The 17,242-nt window shown below is 37.5% G+C and carries 18 protein-coding genes; 10 read left to right on the top strand and 8 right to left on the bottom strand.

The features are described from left to right. Positions 1–7 precede the first annotated feature (7 nt). The 3 genes from JHD79_RS07000 to JHD79_RS06990 all read left to right on the top strand — a co-directional run bounded on the left by JHD79_RS07000 (position 8) and on the right by JHD79_RS06990 (position 3,025). Entirely contained in the window at positions 8–1,033 is a 1,026-nt protein-coding gene (locus tag JHD79_RS07000) for a sensor histidine kinase (RefSeq protein WP_199118502.1), read from the top strand. A gap of 124 nt (positions 1,034–1,157) precedes the next feature. Then, positions 1,158–2,099, top strand: coding sequence for a TraB/GumN family protein (locus tag JHD79_RS06995; protein ID WP_199118501.1), 942 nt, complete (start codon positions 1,158–1,160; stop codon positions 2,097–2,099). 182 nt (positions 2,100–2,281) lie between these two features. Then, positions 2,282–3,025 (top strand): LytTR family DNA-binding domain-containing protein, encoded by a 744-nt coding sequence (locus JHD79_RS06990; protein ID WP_199118563.1) that lies wholly within the window; start codon positions 2,282–2,284, stop codon positions 3,023–3,025. A 258-nt stretch (positions 3,026–3,283) separates the two neighbouring features. Here JHD79_RS06990 and dnaJ read toward each other — a convergent pair whose 3' ends face one another. From dnaJ to JHD79_RS06965, 5 genes are all read right to left on the bottom strand, one after another. Next, complete coding sequence (gene dnaJ, locus JHD79_RS06985; protein ID WP_199118500.1) at positions 3,284–4,450, bottom strand: molecular chaperone DnaJ; 1,167 nt, start codon at positions 4,448–4,450, stop codon at positions 3,284–3,286. A 147-nt stretch (positions 4,451–4,597) separates the two neighbouring features. Beyond that, the gene (locus JHD79_RS06980) at positions 4,598–5,182 is read right to left on the bottom strand and encodes a nucleotide exchange factor GrpE (protein ID WP_199118499.1); all 585 of its coding nucleotides are present in this window, start codon (positions 5,180–5,182) and stop codon (positions 4,598–4,600) included. A 125-nt stretch (positions 5,183–5,307) separates the two neighbouring features. Continuing rightward, a complete protein-coding gene (locus JHD79_RS06975; protein ID WP_199118498.1) occupies positions 5,308–5,988 on the bottom strand; it encodes a cell division ATP-binding protein FtsE in 681 nt (226 codons plus the stop codon). 1 nt (position 5,989) lies between these two features. After that, a complete protein-coding gene (locus JHD79_RS06970) occupies positions 5,990–6,193 on the bottom strand; it encodes a fructose-6-phosphate aldolase (RefSeq protein WP_199118497.1) in 204 nt (67 codons plus the stop codon). A gap of 126 nt (positions 6,194–6,319) precedes the next feature. Then, positions 6,320–7,345, bottom strand: a complete 1,026-nt coding sequence (locus JHD79_RS06965; protein ID WP_199118496.1) for an acyl-CoA reductase — start codon at positions 7,343–7,345, stop codon at positions 6,320–6,322. 79 nt (positions 7,346–7,424) lie between these two features. Here JHD79_RS06965 and JHD79_RS06960 point away from each other — a divergent pair, with 79 nt between their 5' ends. Continuing rightward, positions 7,425–7,775 carry a 4Fe-4S dicluster domain-containing protein gene (locus JHD79_RS06960; protein WP_199118495.1) on the top strand — a complete coding sequence of 117 codons (351 nt, stop codon included), beginning with the start codon at positions 7,425–7,427 and terminating at the stop codon, positions 7,773–7,775. A 383-nt stretch (positions 7,776–8,158) separates the two neighbouring features. Here JHD79_RS06960 and JHD79_RS06955 read toward each other — a convergent pair whose 3' ends face one another. Beyond that, positions 8,159–8,557, bottom strand: a complete 399-nt coding sequence (locus JHD79_RS06955; RefSeq protein ID WP_199118494.1) for a hypothetical protein — start codon at positions 8,555–8,557, stop codon at positions 8,159–8,161. Positions 8,558–8,938: 381 nt separating this feature from the next. Here JHD79_RS06955 and JHD79_RS06950 point away from each other — a divergent pair, with 381 nt between their 5' ends. Next, positions 8,939–9,346, top strand: a complete 408-nt coding sequence (locus JHD79_RS06950; RefSeq protein WP_199118493.1) for an EVE domain-containing protein — start codon at positions 8,939–8,941, stop codon at positions 9,344–9,346. Positions 9,347–9,420: 74 nt separating this feature from the next. Continuing rightward, the gene (locus JHD79_RS06945) at positions 9,421–9,957 is read left to right on the top strand and encodes a hypothetical protein (RefSeq protein WP_199118492.1); all 537 of its coding nucleotides are present in this window, start codon (positions 9,421–9,423) and stop codon (positions 9,955–9,957) included. A gap of 5 nt (positions 9,958–9,962) precedes the next feature. Here the strand turns inward: JHD79_RS06945 and JHD79_RS06940 are convergent, their stop codons facing one another. Both JHD79_RS06940 and JHD79_RS06935 read right to left on the bottom strand, forming a co-directional pair. Beyond that, positions 9,963–11,189, bottom strand: a complete 1,227-nt coding sequence (locus JHD79_RS06940) for a cation:proton antiporter (protein ID WP_199118491.1) — start codon at positions 11,187–11,189, stop codon at positions 9,963–9,965. Between the two features lie 154 nt (positions 11,190–11,343). Continuing rightward, entirely contained in the window at positions 11,344–11,865 is a 522-nt protein-coding gene (locus JHD79_RS06935; RefSeq protein ID WP_199118490.1) for an acyl-CoA thioesterase, read from the bottom strand. Positions 11,866–12,206: 341 nt separating this feature from the next. Here JHD79_RS06935 and JHD79_RS06930 point away from each other — a divergent pair, with 341 nt between their 5' ends. The 4 genes from JHD79_RS06930 (at position 12,207) to JHD79_RS06915 (ending at position 17,235) form a co-directional block, all read left to right on the top strand. Beyond that, positions 12,207–13,742, top strand: coding sequence for a phosphodiester glycosidase family protein (locus JHD79_RS06930; protein WP_199118489.1), 1,536 nt, complete (start codon positions 12,207–12,209; stop codon positions 13,740–13,742). A gap of 4 nt (positions 13,743–13,746) precedes the next feature. Continuing rightward, complete coding sequence (locus JHD79_RS06925; RefSeq protein WP_199118488.1) at positions 13,747–14,517, top strand: hypothetical protein; 771 nt, start codon at positions 13,747–13,749, stop codon at positions 14,515–14,517. Positions 14,518–14,582: 65 nt separating this feature from the next. Beyond that, positions 14,583–15,428: a hypothetical protein gene (locus JHD79_RS06920; protein ID WP_199118487.1), complete on the top strand. Its 846-nt coding sequence runs from the start codon at positions 14,583–14,585 to the stop codon at positions 15,426–15,428. A gap of 337 nt (positions 15,429–15,765) precedes the next feature. Continuing rightward, the gene (locus JHD79_RS06915) at positions 15,766–17,235 is read left to right on the top strand and encodes an alpha-amylase (protein ID WP_199118486.1); all 1,470 of its coding nucleotides are present in this window, start codon (positions 15,766–15,768) and stop codon (positions 17,233–17,235) included. The last annotated feature ends 7 nt before the right edge of the window (positions 17,236–17,242 follow it).

The following is a 17,242-nucleotide window of genomic DNA, read 5'->3' as shown; positions in this document are numbered from 1 at the left end:
TTATGGCATGAATAGAAATCGTACAATACTTATACATATTGCCTGTTGGCTAGCCATATTGACTTATCGTTATGGTGGCTATCTTATAAAAGGGGTAAGTTTTAGTTCGGCAGCTTTTGATATTTCAATGTCTTTTATACAATTGGTAGAGTTTTATATCTGCTATTTGTGGGTCTATCCCCAATATTTAAAAAGGGGCAAGATAGCTCAGCTGCTAGGAGGTGTTATAGTGGCTATGGCTTCTTTTATCTTATTAAGGTATCTGATAGAGGAAGTGCTCTATCTGAAGCTATTCGGTTTTCATAATTATTTCGAAGGGACTACGATCAGTTATTACATCACCGATAATATCTATTTTGGTATCTCATATATTGTTATCGCTGCTGCGGTATATAGCATGCAGCAAAATTTTAAAAATGAGCAGGTCAACAGAAAACTGAAAGACGAAGTAGTAAAAGCAGAGTTGGCTTTTTTAAAGTCGCAGATCAACCCACATTTTTTGTATAATACCTTAAATTATATCTATTCTTTGGCTATTCCGGTATCCGATCGCTTGGCCAATGCGGTGATCCGTTTGTCTGATCTGATGCGTTATACTTTAACAGAAGGGGTCGATGGAAATGTGAAGCTTAACAAAGAGATAGATTACCTTAAAAATTACATTGCTCTATTTAAAATGCGGTTTGAACCTAATTTTTATGTGGATTTTAAAGTGGACGGCATAGATGAACAGCAGGAAATAGCGGCATTAGTGTTAATTCCTTTCGTAGAAAATGCCTTTAAGCATGGCGTGATTAATGATGAAAAACATCCGATAAGAATCAGTTTAAAAGTGCAGGGACAGCGATTAAATTTTGAAGTGAGCAATAAGATCAGTCATGCGCAGAAAGACCATTCCAGTGGTATAGGCTTGATCAATATTCACAGGAGATTGGATCTGATCTATCCTGGTGAGCATGAGCTTCTGATTTCTAATAATGGAAATACTTATAAAACTTCGTTAATGATCCATTTGCCCAAAAAATTAAAGTAACAACCATTTGCTAATCCGTCCTATATGTTGTCAAAATAAAATGAAAACAATGGAGATTGATATGGATATAGAAACAGAAAATCACGCTTCCCTTTAACGATAAAAACATAAAATAATATAACTTATGAGAGTGTCATTATTCTTCATAGTCTTTTTGACTACGGCAACTGCTTTTGCCCAAAATCTTAAAAAAGAAGTGCTGATTATAGGGACCATGCATGTGGTGCCCAAAATCGTAAAGCATAGCTATAAGCCTTTACTTAAGGTCGCTTTGAAATATCGGCCAGAAGCTATCTATATAGAACGTCCAATGCCCAATGATGAAATAAGTTGGACATACCTTAAGGATGGATGGTCTGATGCATATAAGCAATTCTATAAGTTATCCGATTCGTTAAAAAAGTACCATCAAGTTAGCCCTAAGATATTGGAAGTCTTATTGAGAAAGGAAACGGCTACGCTCAGTCAACAGGAATTGGATACATTGATTACTTCATTTGCCTATATGCGCAACTACGCCAATTATGAATTCTATCGCTATGTTAAAAAATACGGAATAAAGGGTTCCAAAAAGCCGTTGAGGAATGAAGATGAAGACCTTAGCTATAAGCTCGCCCTTCTTTTAGGAATCCGTACGCTATTTAATATGGACGATCAACAGACCAATAAGGAATATCATTTGGCATGGAGGGGCTGTTTAAAAGTTGGCGCCAGTAATGGCGATAACATGTTGAACAACAAGCTCAATAAGCAAGATTATAATCGGTCCATTCTTCCTGCCCTTTTAGGCCGCTTAGGAAAACATACCAATAAGCTAGCTTCCTTACAAAGAATGCATCAACTTAACTCATTTAGGTATGTTCTTCATCAGAATGAGGCTTGTACACTGGCTACTAGGTATTGGGATGAAAGAAATGAGCGTATGGCTCAAAATATTGTGAGCCAGCTTACAGCGCATAATTATACGAAAAGCGTAGTGGTGGTTGGAGCTGGCCATGTGATTGGCTTAAAAAATGAGTTGCAGAAGCAATACCCTGATTTGGTAATCAGGTTGGTGGCAGATTGACACTTGTCTAGTACCTGCTGAAGCTATGAAGTTGAATACTTTTATGTTTAAGAAAATTTAGCACAAATCTTCTATGTAAATCCTGTTATTCTAGTTAAGATGGAAGATTATTCCAATAAAATTGTATTTTAATGAATATATTTCACAAATAGATACCAGAATTTAAACAATCTTATCAGATGATGATCCGCTGTCTTGCCGTTGACGATGAAGCCTATGCTTCGGAAATTATTTCAAATTATATCAAGAAAACACCTTTTTTGGAACTTGTGGGTACTACGACCAATGCCTTCGAAGCTTTAAATTTGGTACAACAAGGAGCTGTAGACCTGGTGTTCTTAGATATACAGATGCCCGAATTGACTGGGATACAATTTTTGAAAATTTGTGGAGGAAAGTGCAAAGTAATTTTGACAACAGCTTATACCGAGTATGCGTTGGAGGGGTTTGATCTGGATGTAGTGGATTATCTGCTTAAACCTATTTCTTATGAGCGCTTTTATAAAGCGGCATCAAAGGCACAACAATTATTGTTGGGTGGTGTACAGCATGCATCGGTTTTGCCAGAAAGCGAAGAAATCATAGCTAATGTGCCTATGCCCAACGACTTTATGTTCATTAAAGGTGATACTAAAAATAAATTCATCAAGGTGAACTACAATGAAATTCTATATATAGAGGGGCTGAAGAATTATGTATCTATTTATACCGCGACCCAAAGAATTATTACTTATCAAACTTTAAGGGAATTTGAAGAGCAGCTACCCCAACCGCCATTTTATAGGATACATCGATCGTACATTGTTTCTACGGAGCATATTAAAATGATCGATGGTAATTCTGTATTTATTGGAGAGCAGTCTCTGCCTATAGGGGAGACCTATAGAGATGATTTTTTTAGGTTGATTAAAGAAGGTAGGTTGTAAGGGGTAATATGAAGTGAAATATTACTTTGTAAGGTTGGATGGGAAATACACCTTAACCTTTTTCAATTTAATTGGCTATTTAGCACTAGCTAAGACAATGTGAAATAAAAAATAAGGGGCTTGAAAAGGCATTTTTGTTGTTCAGCGCCTAGTAATGAATCTATGAGATGTAATTATCAGCATAGATTCGTCCTGGTGTCAGAATGACAAAATTGTTTTAACTTTTTCAAACCCCATTTTTCTATTTTTGGGTATTGTTTATTCGAAATATTCTTTCATCTTATCAAAGAAGCTCTTGTCATTTTTACTAGGTTGTGGCTTAAAATTAGGCGACTCTTTAAGTTTTTCTAATAATGACCTTTCTTCACTACTCAACGCTTTTGGTGTCCAGATGTTTACGTGTATAATCTGATCACCCCTATGGTAAGAATTTACTTCTGGGATGCCTTTGCCTTTTAGGCGTAGCAATTTGCCACTCTGTGTACCTGGTTCGATCTTGATCTTGGCCTTGCCATCAATGGTAGGTACTTCGACACTTGCGCCCAAAGCTGCCTCAGGAATGCTTACGTGAAGGTCGTAAACTACATTATTTCCCTCACGTTTTAACGTTTCGTGGGGAGTTTCTTCAATCAGGATAATCAGATCACCTGGAATACCACCATTAGGCGCTGCGTTACCTTTTCCTGCCATGCTCAATTGCATGCCTTCGCTTACACCTGCCGGGATGTTGATTGAAATGGTTTCTTCACCACGCACCGTTCCGTCACCATGGCAAACATTACATTTGGCCGTAATCTGTTGTCCGCTACCATGACAGGTAGGACAGGTTGCGGTAGTCTGCATTTGGCCTAAAATGGTATTGGTTACCCTACGTACGGCACCGCTACCGCCACAGGTTTTACAAGTGCTTACTGACGATTTGTCTTTTGCTCCCGTTCCATCACAGGTTTTACAGCTTACCTGCTTGTTTACCTTGATTTTTTTCTCCGCACCATTGGCAATTTCTTCGAGCGTTAGTTTAACCTTGATACGTAGATTGGAACCTTTGGCCACTCTACGACCACCTCCACCACGAGATTGACCTCCGCCAAAAAAGCTGTCGAATGGGCTGCCGCCACCGCCGCCAAAAATATCTCCGAACTGACTGAAGATATCTTCCATGTTCATACCGCCCCCGCCATATCCACCACCTGCGGCTCCACCTACACCAGCATGACCAAATTGGTCGTAGCGTTGTTTCTTTTCCGGGCTGCTCAATACCTCATAAGCCTCTGCTGCTTCTTTAAACTTATCTTCAGCTGATTTGTCGTCAGGATTTTTGTCAGGGTGGTATTTGATAGCTAACTTACGATAGGCCTTTTTGATTTCCTCAGCTGATGCATTTTTAGCAACCCCTAGTATGTCATAATAATCTCTTTTGCTCATTTTTTTAAACGTTGAAATGCTTGAAGATTGAAGAAACCTTGTAAGGTTAAGTGTTCAATAACAAACATTCAGTTTTTATTTGTCTTTAAGGTTATCATGTTGATATTTAGGATGTTTCAACTTTTCAACCTTGTAACACTTAAATTTTTATGCCCCTACAACTACTTTCGCAAAACGAACCACTTTGTCATTTAGCGTATATCCTTTTTCTAGCTCGTCAATTACCTTTCCTTTTTGCTCTTCGGTAGGGGAAGGAATTTGGGTAATGGCTTCATGTAGATCGGTATCGAAAGGTGTATTTAGACTTTCAATCTCTTTTAATCCTTTTTGGCTTAGAATGCTTTTCAGCTTAGATTGAACCAACACTACACCTTCTCGAACAGCTTCAATTTCTGTCGCTTTTTCTGTCGCTTTTATTGCACGTTCAAAATCGTCTAAAACAGGTAAAAGAGAAACCACTACATCTTTTCCGGCAGTTTGTAAAAGTTCTATACGTTCTTTTTGTGTACGGCGTTTAAAATTGTCAAACTCAGCGAACAAGCGTAGATATTTGTCATTTAAAGCAGCAATTTCTTGTTGCAATTTTTCTTCTACACTTAATTCGGTACCAGTTTCTGCTGTAGCAGTTGGCGCTTCTTTTTCAGTGTCTTCTGTGACCGTGTTTTGTAAAGCTTCTTCAGCCGTATTGTTTTCTACAATAGGTTCTTCTTCCTTTTTCTTCTTATTAAACATGTGTACTGGTGTTTTTGGGGTTCAGCTCAAAAGCTTTGCCAATGAAAAAAAACAGTCATGCTGTCAGTTTTATTTAAAATTTAGCTAACAGAATGACTGATCATTAAATTTTTGTCAGAAATAGACTAGGCAATTTGCGCATCCTCGTGCATCAATCCATTTTCACATTTAATAATTCGTGAAGGAAAGGTACGGATGATATGGTAGTCGTGGGTAGCCATAAGTACGGCTGTACCGTTTTGGCTAATCTGTTTCAATAAAAGCACAATCTCTTCCGAAGTTTCGGGATCTAAATTTCCAGTAGGTTCATCTGCCAAGATAATTTCTGGGTTGTTCAACAGGGCTCTTGCAATGACAATTCGCTGTTGCTCGCCCCCCGAAAGTTCATGTGGCATTTTTTTGATCTTAGACCGAAGGCCAACCTTTTCCAATACATCCTTAATGCGTTCACTGATCAGGTTTTTATCTTTCCATCCTGTAGCTTTCAATACAAATTCTAAGTTTTGCTCAATGGTTCTGTCACTGAGTAGTTGAAAGTCTTGAAAAACAATGCCTAATTTTCTTCGTAGGTAGGGAATGTCCCTATCGCTTAAATTTTTGAGGTCGAAATCTGCGACCTTACCACTGCCGTTGCCAATGTGCAGATCTCCATAAATAATTTTTAATAAGCTACTTTTTCCAGAGCCAGTCTGCCCAATTAAAAAAACAAACTCGCCTTTGGCTATATTGAGATCAACGTTCGATAAAACCAAATGTTTTTGTTGAAAAACATCGACGTTTTGTAGATTAATTACATTTTCTGCCATGTTAAATATCTAGTTTGGTGACCTGTCCAAAAGGGAGGTCGTTAATAATGCGCATAATGTATTCCTGCTTATCGCCATAGCCCAGCTTCTCCAAAGATTTATCTGGTCTATCTACCCTGAAGTAGGCGAGGAGTGTAAACTTCTCATCCCTTAATTGTACATAATCGGGTATTTTTGCAATGCCTTTAACTTTAATAATATACATCAGCCCAAAAATAGTGTTTAAAATTAAGTTAAAAGTAAAAGTTAAAGTAAAAAGTTGAAAGCGGTCGGTTTGGACCGGTCAACTGGCTTTTCAACTATTAAACAATAAGCCAGTTAAATGAGTTAACTAACCCGCCAAGTTATTTAAAAAGTAAATGGTATTTACCTCATCTGCATAGTCCCAAAGTTTTGGATTTTGGCTTTCCCCGAAACCTAGTATAGCTTTTTTTAGGTTAAGATCAGTCTTAGCTACAATACATTGGATGTCATCTATTTTATCATTCAACTTTTTGGCCAAGTGGGCTAAATCGGTATAAGTTTCATAATAGAGTACGGCCAATGGAGAAGAAAAACTTTCTTCCTCTTTAAGCAGCATAAAGCCATTGTCGAAATGAGGTTGTAGGTTAACCAGGTAAATGGATTTATTATAATCGTAATTATTATTGTATTTAAAATGGTTAATAATGGGCTGGAACTTTTCTAAAGGTTCGAAAAATTGTCTGATGTCATAACCTTGGGGGATATATAGTTTGGAGACACTCCTGCAGCCCATGCCAAAGTAGTCGAATAAGTCATGGCCAAGCGCTTCGATCTCTAATGCTGATTCTTGTCCCGTTAAAATGCCAATGCTATTTCTATTCTTACGGATGATATTGGGCACTTTTCCAAAATAATATTCAAAATATCTGGAAGTATTATTGCTGCCGGTTGCAATAACTGCATCAAAGTCCTTTAAACGTTCCGCATAAATGATATGTGGCAATAACAGAGGTTCATAAATAACAAGTTGTTGAAGCAGTGCAGGTAATAGCTTATCGTCAGAAGAAGAAAGTTTGATCTGTGCTATATTTCCAGTGGCCAAAACGCATAATACATCGTGGAACCCTACTAAAGGGATATTCCCTGCTAGAATTAAACCAATTTTTTTTGGGCTTTTGCTTATCTCTATGGTGCTAAACCATTGCTTTAAATCGGCTTCATTTAGCATATTGGACAATGCCAATAATGATTTATTCACTTCTTCTTCTGTAAACCAGGCATTATGATGGTTGGCAGATTTCACAACTGTTTTGAACGCTTCATTCGGATTAGCCATGAACTCACCAAGTTGTTTAAATGCGCTAATTAGATGTTCTTTATGAAGTGATGACATATTTAGAACTATTTTAAATGGATTATGTATTATATTTGCGCAGCAAAGTTAAACTTAGCATTTAGATTTAGACGAAAAGATGGCAATTAAAATAACAGACGAATGTATAAACTGTGGGGCATGTGAGCCAGAATGCCCAAATAATGCAATTTATGACGCCGGTACCGCTTGGAGATTTTCTGATGGCACCAGCTTAGATGGTATTATTGATTTTGGATATCAACAAATTGATGCCGGTGCAGCCCAAGATGCAATTTCAGATGAGGTATATTATATCGTATCTGATAAATGTACAGAATGTAAGGGATTTCATGACGAACCTCAATGTGCAGCAGTATGTCCGGTCGATTGTTGTGTAGACGACGAGGATGTACGTGAAACAGAGGAAGAGTTATTGGCAAAGAAAGCTTGGTTACACCAAGAAAATTAGTTTTAGTCCCAACTCTAAAAAGATATAAAAAGAGGTGCCATTAGGTGTCTCTTTTTTTATGAGCTATATTTTATAAAAAAAATAGGCCAATGTTTTCACATTGACCTACCCAGTATAGTTTAGTTTATTAAAGTTCGAGGGTTGCGCTTATCCAATCATCAACAGGAAAAACATCAGTTTTTATTTTTGTAAGTGCTGAATATAAGTTGATTTTAAATAAAGATAAAAAACTTGTAATGATAAAACAAAATTTTTCTAATTATTAACTTGACCTTTAAAGAAATAAGTCAACTATAGTTAAGATTCTGCGACTAGCTGTGGGAGGCCTTGAAGCGCAATGGAGCTGGTGCAAAACCCATATTTTGTAGCTTTTTTATTTATGGTCATTGCTTCCTTACAAGTTCGAAACTGTCATATCGAAAAACTTTTGATTTTTTAGGTTGTTCAGCTGTTTTACGGTTATAGGAATTAGGGACTCCTTTGTCAATATAAAATTGCCCACGTAATTTCAAATAATACTCAAATTGTCCTTGCCTATAATATTGATCGGGTATTTCATTGCCTTTTTTTGATGGTTCAATAAAAATGCAATCTTCCTCTTTAGCTTCATAGTTGGCATTCTGTGTATAAAATTTCGTTTCCATAAAGTCTGCACAGTCACAAGCCCAGTTTAGGTATGAAACTTCAATTGTTTCTGTCTTGCCCGAAAGCTTGGTTGGCTGGTCGCTACAACTTGTCAGCCAAATGAGCCAGGAAATACAAGTTAATTTTAATATTTTCACTTTTTTCTTTGTTGTCTAGATAAATCCATCTCATGGTTTGCAGATTTACGTTAAACCTTGATTACTTGCAAAATGGAACCTGTATAACTAAAATAAACAAAATGTTTCAAGTTTTCGCATGTTCTAAAATTGTATCGCTAATGTATTTTCGTGTTCATATTCTTTTATTAGTTTTGATCTCTAGTAATAATGGAAGATAAGGGGGGAAGTGCCTACGAAAGTTTGTAAAATGCTGAGGTTAAATTTATCATTTTACCATGCGTACATATATCAAATGGGAAGTCTTTCTTTGTTTCATAAATCTGATTTTTTTTGCCACATTTGCCAACAATCCTTTGAGGATTGCTAATATGCCCTAGAATATCTATAAATAACTAATATATGAATCATTGGCTTGTCAAATCAGAACCCTTTAAATACAGTTGGGAAAAATTTAATCAGGATGGAAGAACCTTTTGGGATGGAGTGCGCAATTATCAGGCCCGCAATAATCTCAAAGCAATGAAAGAAGGCGATCTGGTATTGTTTTATCACAGTAATGAAGGCAAGCACGTTGTAGGGGTGGCCAAAGTAGCTAGGGAGTTTTACCAAGATCCCACTACTTCAGATCCAAATTGGGTAGTGGTAGATTTGGTGCCGGTAGAAACCCTTCAAAAACCAGTAACACTAGAGCAAATAAAAGCGGAAGAAAGTTTAAAAGACATCTCGTTAGTGCGTCAGGGTCGTTTATCGGTAATGCCTCTAAAAGTCGAAGAATTTGATAAGATTCTTGAAATGGGTAGTTTTTAGTGCTTGAATTGCTATGGAAATAAAGCAAATTATTTACAATGTTCATCATGAAGAATTAGGAGCATTTAATTAAAATGGCAAAAAATAATCTATACTGTATTGTGGTACGCTTTGTTTTTGTATTGCTGCTCATTATTAGTTTTACGGCTACAAAGGCACAACAGGGCGATTATAAGATTAAAGTAGTTTCCTATCAATATAAGACGGTTAAAGGACAGTTGAAAAAAGTAAATGCCGAAGGTATTGGTATAGAAGATGATAAAGGGAATTATTATATTTTTAGAACAGCAGACCTGATCAGGATAAAAATTAAAAAAAGGGGGTTGACCATAGGAAAAGGTGCTGGTGCCGGTGCACTAACAGGTTTGGGCATAGGAGGTGGTATTTGGTCGGTAGATGAAAATGGCAATGACTTTGCCGACATGGCCAAGCTGACCATAGCATTAACCGCAACAGGTGCAATGAGTGGTACTCTTATTGGAGCAATTGCAGAAGTTATTAACCATAAATTGACCTTAAGAATTAATGGCAATCAGGAATACTTTAATAAAAACTATATAAAGTTGGTACCGTACGTAAACCCGGCAACGATACAGCATGTAAGTAATTAACAGCCCTAGCGTTCTAATTTATTGAAACTTTGCTTTAACATAAAAGGGGTGCTTAATGTAGTTAATACGCCCATAATGACCAATATTGAGAATATTTCCAAGTCTATAAGGCCAGCCTTATAGGCAATGTTGGCAATAACAAGTTCCATAATGCCCCGGGCGTTTAGGCCTATTCCCATGACCAGGGAAACCTTGTTGCTAAATCCGGCAAATTTTCCTCCAAGAAATCCACCTAAAATCTTTGATAAATAAGAAACACCAAGTATGGCAATTAGCAATCCATAATTTTTGATTGCTGCAATGTTAAATTCTAAGCCTATACCGGCAAAGAAAATAGGGGCCAAGAAACCCATGGCCAGCCCATTTGTGGTGGCGTGTATCGTGTCAATATGGCTTTTCCCAATTATTTTTTCGCTGATGAGCATGGAGGCAAAAAAAGCACCAATAATAAAGTGGAAGCCCAGGGTCTCCGTAATTGTTGAAAAGATCAATACGAAAACAAAGAACAAAGCAAATAACGATTCTTTCCCTTTGAGGAAGGACAGGAGTTTATTGATATTGTTTTCAATATAGTTTTCCCGCTTTGAAATTTTTCTGATGAGCGAATAGCTGATAATTAAAATAGCGATAAAAATGAAAAGCTTTAAAAGCGATATTGCGGAAACTTTGATAATGGCATTTAAAGTTTGGTCGGTATCTTTTACCTGTAAAATGACACCCAAAATAGTGAGGGCCAATACATCATCAAAAATAGCAACAGAAATTATTTTCTTGCCCACACTGGAATTAATCTTGCCCAAATCCATTAAAATTCTAATACTGACGGGCAAAGCAGTTATGGCCACGCATAAACCAATAAATACAGTGGTTGCTACATCCTTATCAAAGAAATAACCAACGGCAAATCCACTTAGGATAGGTAGGAAAAAGGCCATGATAGAAATAATGATATTTTTCCCCTTAAAAGAGTCCAAAATATCATCAATGTTGATTTCCAGTCCGGCAATGATGACCAATAAGAAAACACCGAGCTCGGAAATTACTTTTATATCCTCAGTTCTATGGATGATGTTCAGTAAGCTGGGCCCCAAAATTATCCCGGCAATAATTTCTCCAATCATTGCGGGCTGCTTGAACCGTTCAAAAAGCTCGCCCAATAATCGGGCGGCAACTAATAAGATCAGTAGGTTGGTAAAAAAAGGAAGTTCGAAATGTGGAATATCTAAGTTCATCTGTTATGTTCTAATAAGTTGAATGGTTAGTATGCCCCAATAAAAATAGATGCCAATGTCTTTATTGAAAATTAGCCCATTTGTTTTGTAATAACAGCACTATGATTATACCTATGTGTGATAAATTATACAGGCTAGCCTGTGATGGGCAACTTTAATCTTTAAAAAATAAGGCTTTAAGTTCTGTGGCATCTTCAGGCTGCATTTTGCCTGCCAATACCAAGCGTAATTGTCTACGGCGTAAGGCGCCATTAAATAATTCAATTTCTTCTTCTGTTTCTGGTTTTAGTTCAGGTACCGGAATAGTTTGCCCATTTTGGTCGAGTGCTACAAAGGTATAGTAAGCTTCATTAGATTTAGCTCTACTGCCAGAAGGGATATTTTCGGCCCAAACATCCAAACGTACCTCTACAGAAGTGTGAAAAGAACGGGTTACTTTTGCCTCTATGGTAATTACATCGCCTAATTTAATGGGTTGCTTAAACGATACGTTATCTACCGAGGCGGTAACTACGATCCTGTTGCAGTGTTTTTGAGCAGAAATAGCAGCGGCAATATCCATCCAGTGTAATAAACGTCCACCCATTAAGTTGTTTAACGTGTTGGTGTCGTTGGGCAGAACAAGCTCATTCATAATGGTGAACGAGTTTTTAGGGCTTTTAACGTTTAAACTCATGCGGCTAAATTAACTAAATTAAGCGTGTTCTCAAGATTAAATTTATGTAAAGTAGCGCTTGCAAGATATTGCTTGGGCAATTCATATATCGTTTCTTTATAGACGGGCTTATGTTGCCTGCCAGCTTTTTGATTAAAATTATTAGAAAGTAATGAAACTCTTTTAAGGACAGTTTAACCCTAATGTTTGATTTGAATATCTGATGTGGCCTAATGTATTGCTTTCATTTTTAAGTGATTGCCGATAGTTAGTAAAATAATTTAGTAATTATTTCGTGTTATTTATATATTTTAATAAGTTTATCGTTGATTTTGAATTTTTTAACAAAATAACCAAACTTTATGAAAAAAATTTTACTTGTTGTTTGCTTTGCAATTTGCTTTTTTAATAATGGCAAAGCTCAAAGTATCTTAGTGAACCGCTATTTCAACAGCGGTACTTCAGATGGGGTAGATGATGTTGCTGAACTTTTGGTGGTACAGGACCACTTGGATATCAGAAAATACATCATTAAAGATTACGCTAATGGGGGTTCCAATCTAGATGACGGCGGATCTAAATTCAGATTTAATAATATCGATTTGTGGAGAAACCTTAGATCGGGCACTACCATTGTCTTACGAAGGCTTTCAGCAACCGAGCTAAACACCTATACGCCAGATATCGATGCTTCTGATTTTAAAATCAGCATTGCTGTAAATGATACCCGCTATATGGAAGACTTGGCTCCGGGCAAGGCATGGAATTTTACGGTCAATGAGGTGGTATTGGTTAGGGCAGATACGGAAGATGTTACTGGCGATGGTGCAAATAAAGCTGTCCACGCATTGGGCTTGGGTATAGGTAACTATTTTAATAGACCAGTATGGAATGCCATTACCAGTCCTAAATCTTTATATGATAATTATACGGGAGGAAATAATGTAAAAGGCGTAGTTCACTTAACCAATCCTAACTACCAATCGTATACCACTGTTTTTGATAGCAATGCCGAATTGGTTGCATTACCATCTTATTGGCAAAAAGAAACTGAATTAATGAGAAATTTTCCGGCAGGGATACAGATTTACCGCTGCACCACTCCTTATATGACACGGCAAATGAACGCTTATATTGTGGTTTTTGATCCAAAGTTAGTAGAGTTTAAACCTACCTATTCATCAACTTTTAAAACACCAGAAAGTTTTGTTTCTGCAGAAACAGGAACGGTTTTGGCCTGTTTAAATGCAGGTTTCTTTTATACTACGGCATTAAGCCATTTGCAATATAATGGTACTACCGCTGCAAATAATGTGGCTTCTCTTGTACGTAATGTCTATAATGGCGTTAATAGTACCTATTATCCAACCAGGGGAACTTTTGGTTTGTCACCAACTTGGCAACCAGATATTACTTGGACCTATAAAGTAGGTTCCAATGTTTACTCTTATCAAACACCCTCTCCAAATAACGTAAATAATGCGCCGCAACCTATCCCAACAGCAGCAGGAGGAACGATTTGGAATGTAGTAAGTGGCGTAGGCGGATCGCCTGTTCTGGTGAAAAATGGTGTGGTAAATGTTACGTCAACTGAAGAGCTTGCCGATCTTGATAACACTTCTATGAGGGGAAGATCAGCAATTGGTTACACCGCTACTGGCAAAGTAATATTGCTAGCGGTTGAAGGAGGTAATACCACAGTAACGCCTAACGTATTGGGTCTTACTTTGAATGAATTGGCCAATTTGATGAAAGATATGGGCTGTGTTTCTGCATTAAACTTAGATGGAGGAGGCTCTACCACTTTGCGTATAAATAATCAATTAACCGTTCGCCCTTCAGATAGCGGTACTGAACGTACTATGCCTGGAGTAATTTTAATCAAATCAAAAAACTAAGATCATGAAGAATATTTTTATATTACTGGTTATGCTGTGCTTATCTACCTACACCAAAGCACAAAAGGTAGACCCTATAAAACTTTTACAGGATGTTAATGGAGGAAACGTTGCTTTTGCGACTATCAATGAACAGGGTGGGACCATTAACACGCATGCAGATATTAGTTGGGGTGATGGTTTCAGTGTAGCCAACAGGGCATTTATACAAGCACTTAGAAATGAGGTGTTGCCAATTACCTTAAGTAAGTTTAATGCCAGAAAAGATGCCGATGCGGTAAATGTAACTTGGGCAACTTCAATGGAGAAAAATGCCTTACATTTCGAAATTCTTCGTTCTTCAGATGGCAAAAAGTTTGAACGTATTGCTACTATTGGGGCAAAGGGAAATGCTAATGAGTTGATAAATTATTCTTATAGGGATACAAAGCCGGTAAATGGAACAAATTATTACCAGCTTAAAAGTGTAGACAGGGATGGCACTTTTACCACTTCCATTGTTGTGGCCGTTCAGTTTGACCTTAATAAGACTGACATTACCGTAATTGCAAGCTCGGCAAATCAACACATCAAGGTAAATGTGTATTCGCCGGTTAATCGCATAGCTGGTTTTACGGTTTCTGATGTAAATGGTCGTGTATTGCTAAATGCTAAAAATGTCTCCCTGCAAAAAGGAAATAATGTATTGGAGTACACGTTAAATGCTTCTCCTCAATTGTTGATTGCCTTGCTGTCTTCGGCAACGGAAAAAAATGCTTATAAGTTTTATTATTAGTTTTTGATTTACTCCATTACCCAATGTCCATTCGTCATCTAATTTTGTCTTTATGGTGCTGTTTGATGTTTTCCTGTTCAAAGAAGGACAGTAAGACTACGGTAGTACCCACATCGCCAAGTCCTTCAAATAATACGTTCTTTGTAGGAGAGGTACAGCCTGCAGCTTCAAAAAGCTGTTTTGCCGGTGCTTATTATCGCAAATTGGTTTCAAGTGTAGACATATGGGGAGGCATTGGTGGGCGAGTGATTTTGCCCACCATTGTTTTTGATCCTTCTAGGATTAATCCGGCTAAGCCCGCTCAATTTTTAGATAACCCCTCTATCTATATGGGAGGAAATATGGGCGGACAGGAAACCGATATTGGTTTAACTTGGGAAGTTATTCGTGAGGAGAATGGGGCTGTAACCGCAGATAGGAGGGCTTTTAGACCATTTTTAAGGAGATCTTCCCATGCAGGGAGTGGTCAGGCAGCTTTATATGAAAATGCTCCTGCTGAAGCCAGGTATTACTGGTATCCTGGAGAAGAGGTATGGATGTCAGTTAAAATCGTTTCTAATGGTATGTTGAGGCTTACTGTTGAGGGTGGGGGAAAGAAATTTGAAAGAGATTTTGAGTGCGGTGGTTACACTTTTGCTGGCAAGGGAGAGTTTAAACGAGTAAACGCTATTGATCAAGTATCAAACGAAGGTAAACCTGTTCAGGCCACCAATACGAAGGTTGTTGGAGCAGAATGGAAAGTGACCTACATTTATCGTATGGTGAATGGTGCGTTGGTTGAAGCACCTTTTCATGATGGGCGATATACTGAGATGAAATGTCCAAGCTCAAATTATTTTTCTATCTTCTCTACGCAAGAAAATCGTTCGCAAGGCGCTGAAAAAATAGAGATTTACGGTAGGGGTTATTAATTGCTTTTGGCTATAGAATAATAGCTAATAATGATTAAGGTGGCTATATAAGTTTCAATATCCTTTTTTATTAGGCAATGTTGCTGTTTTGTGGATAAGTGAGTTGTTTTTCCAAGTAAATTTTTACTAGGTTTCCCATTAAGTTAGCTCATCTTTCGTGGATATAAACCAAGGCTTTATAGAACTTTTTATTTGGCTTGGTAAGTCAATTTGTCTTTTGATAATGGGTATGTTGTTCATTTTAAAAGTTTCCCCAAATCATTGAATAAAATTGAACCAATATCAAACATTAAGAACGAAGATTTTGTTGCAATAAATAAGCCTCTAATTCTTCAATATGCAAAATCAAACGCTGGTTCAATATTTTCATTGGTATTATAACGAAAAAGACAACTTATGGACAAAAATAGCAAAGGAAGCAGAAAATTTGGCCAATTTGGGAATTACCAAATTGTGGATACCACCTGCTTTTAAGGGGGCTGATGGAGTACATGCACAAGGCTATGATACCTATGACCTGTATGATTTAGGGGAGTTTGATCAAAAGAACAGCGTTGCCACAAAATATGGCACCAAAGAAGAATTGCTCACGGCCATAAAAGCACTTCAGCAAAATCATATTGAAGTGATTGCCGATGTGGTATTCAATCATAAGGCAGGTGGCGATGAATTGGAAAATATACCCGTAAGGAAGGTTGATCCTGAAAACCGTAATCAGTTCATTTCCGAAATCTTTGAAATTGCTGCTTGGACAAAGTTTACTTTTCCTGGTAGGAAGGGAACATATTCTGACTTTACCTGGGATTTTCAATGTTTTAGTGGAACCGATTGGGCTGAAGACCTGAAGGAAACGGGGATATATTCCATACAGAACCAATATGGTGATAAATGGGAAAATGTACCCTCTACAGAGCACGGTAATTTTGATTACCTGATGTGTAATGACATTGATTTCCGAAACCTTGCCGTAAAAGAGGAGTTAAAGAAATGGGCCAAGTGGTTTTATGATACTTGTAAGATAGACGGTTTCAGATTAGATGCGGTGAAACACATTTCGCCAGGGTTTGTAATAGAGTGGATAGACTTTGTAAAGGCCGAATGTAGTGAAAACCTATTTTTTGTTTCGGAAAACTGGACCATTGAAAATGTTGGTGAACTTCAGGGCTATATTGAAACTACAGAGGGAAGGACGCAGCTTTTCGATTCGATGTTGCACCACCAGTTTTATCTGGCCTCTATAGAAGGAAATACTTACAATCTCAGCAAGATTTTTGATGATACCTTGGTTCAGGTCAATCCCTTATTGGCTGTCACTTTTGTCGATAACCATGATTCTCAACCTATGCAAGCCTTACAATCCTATGTCGATTTTTGGTTTCGCCCTTTGGCCTATGCCATGATATTGTTAAGGGAGCAGGGCATACCCTGTATATTCTTTCCCGATCTCTACGGAGCAGATTATGAGGATAATGAAACACCTGTAACGTTAGCTGCTTTGCCAGAGTTGATGCTACTGTTGAAGGCAAGAAGATATTTTGCCTATGGCCTACAACGTGATTATCTCGATCATCCCAATTGCATTGGCTGGACCAGGGAAGGAGATGTAGCATTCGAAAATTCAGGCCTTGCCGTTTTATTGAGCAATGGAGAGGCTGGGACTAAAAAAATGGAAGTAGGGCAACATTTTGCCGGTAAAACTTTTATAGATAGCTTAAATTACAGGGCAGAAGAAATAGTAATAGGTGAAGATGGTTTTGCTGATTTTTATTGTAATGCAGGAAGTGTAAGTGTTTGGATATTGAAATAGTTTAGCG

It is taken from the genome of Pedobacter sp. ASV28, assembly GCF_016428855.1.
In the GTDB taxonomy this organism is placed as follows: Bacteria; Bacteroidota; Bacteroidia; order Sphingobacteriales; family Sphingobacteriaceae; genus Pedobacter.
The sequence above is the reverse complement of the archived record's forward strand: the minus strand, read 5'-3'. Positions and strand labels throughout refer to the sequence as shown.

Bases quoted from the DNA above. Each gene is read 5' to 3' on its own strand.
- JHD79_RS07000 (WP_199118502.1), top strand. From the start codon at position 8: ATGAATAGAAATCGTACAATACTTATACATATTGCCTGTTGGCTAGCC.
- JHD79_RS06995 (WP_199118501.1), top strand. From the start codon at position 1,158: ATGAGAGTGTCATTATTCTTCATAGTCTTTTTGACTACGGCAACTGCT.
- JHD79_RS06990 (WP_199118563.1), top strand. From the start codon at position 2,282: ATGATCCGCTGTCTTGCCGTTGACGATGAAGCCTATGCTTCGGAAATT.
- dnaJ (WP_199118500.1), bottom strand. From the start codon at position 4,450: ATGAGCAAAAGAGATTATTATGACATACTAGGGGTTGCTAAAAATGCA.
- JHD79_RS06980 (WP_199118499.1), bottom strand. From the start codon at position 5,182: ATGTTTAATAAGAAGAAAAAGGAAGAAGAACCTATTGTAGAAAACAAT.
- JHD79_RS06975 (WP_199118498.1), bottom strand. From the start codon at position 5,988: ATGGCAGAAAATGTAATTAATCTACAAAACGTCGATGTTTTTCAACAA.
- JHD79_RS06970 (WP_199118497.1), bottom strand. From the start codon at position 6,193: ATGTATATTATTAAAGTTAAAGGCATTGCAAAAATACCCGATTATGTA.
- JHD79_RS06965 (WP_199118496.1), bottom strand. From the start codon at position 7,345: ATGTCATCACTTCATAAAGAACATCTAATTAGCGCATTTAAACAACTT.
- JHD79_RS06960 (WP_199118495.1), top strand. From the start codon at position 7,425: ATGGCAATTAAAATAACAGACGAATGTATAAACTGTGGGGCATGTGAG.
- JHD79_RS06950 (WP_199118493.1), top strand. From the start codon at position 8,939: ATGAATCATTGGCTTGTCAAATCAGAACCCTTTAAATACAGTTGGGAA.
- JHD79_RS06945 (WP_199118492.1), top strand. From the start codon at position 9,421: ATGGCAAAAAATAATCTATACTGTATTGTGGTACGCTTTGTTTTTGTA.
- JHD79_RS06940 (WP_199118491.1), bottom strand. From the start codon at position 11,189: ATGAACTTAGATATTCCACATTTCGAACTTCCTTTTTTTACCAACCTA.
- JHD79_RS06935 (WP_199118490.1), bottom strand. From the start codon at position 11,865: ATGAGTTTAAACGTTAAAAGCCCTAAAAACTCGTTCACCATTATGAAT.
- JHD79_RS06930 (WP_199118489.1), top strand. From the start codon at position 12,207: ATGAAAAAAATTTTACTTGTTGTTTGCTTTGCAATTTGCTTTTTTAAT.
- JHD79_RS06925 (WP_199118488.1), top strand. From the start codon at position 13,747: ATGAAGAATATTTTTATATTACTGGTTATGCTGTGCTTATCTACCTAC.
- JHD79_RS06920 (WP_199118487.1), top strand. From the start codon at position 14,583: ATGTTTTCCTGTTCAAAGAAGGACAGTAAGACTACGGTAGTACCCACA.
- JHD79_RS06915 (WP_199118486.1), top strand. From the start codon at position 15,766: ATGCAAAATCAAACGCTGGTTCAATATTTTCATTGGTATTATAACGAA.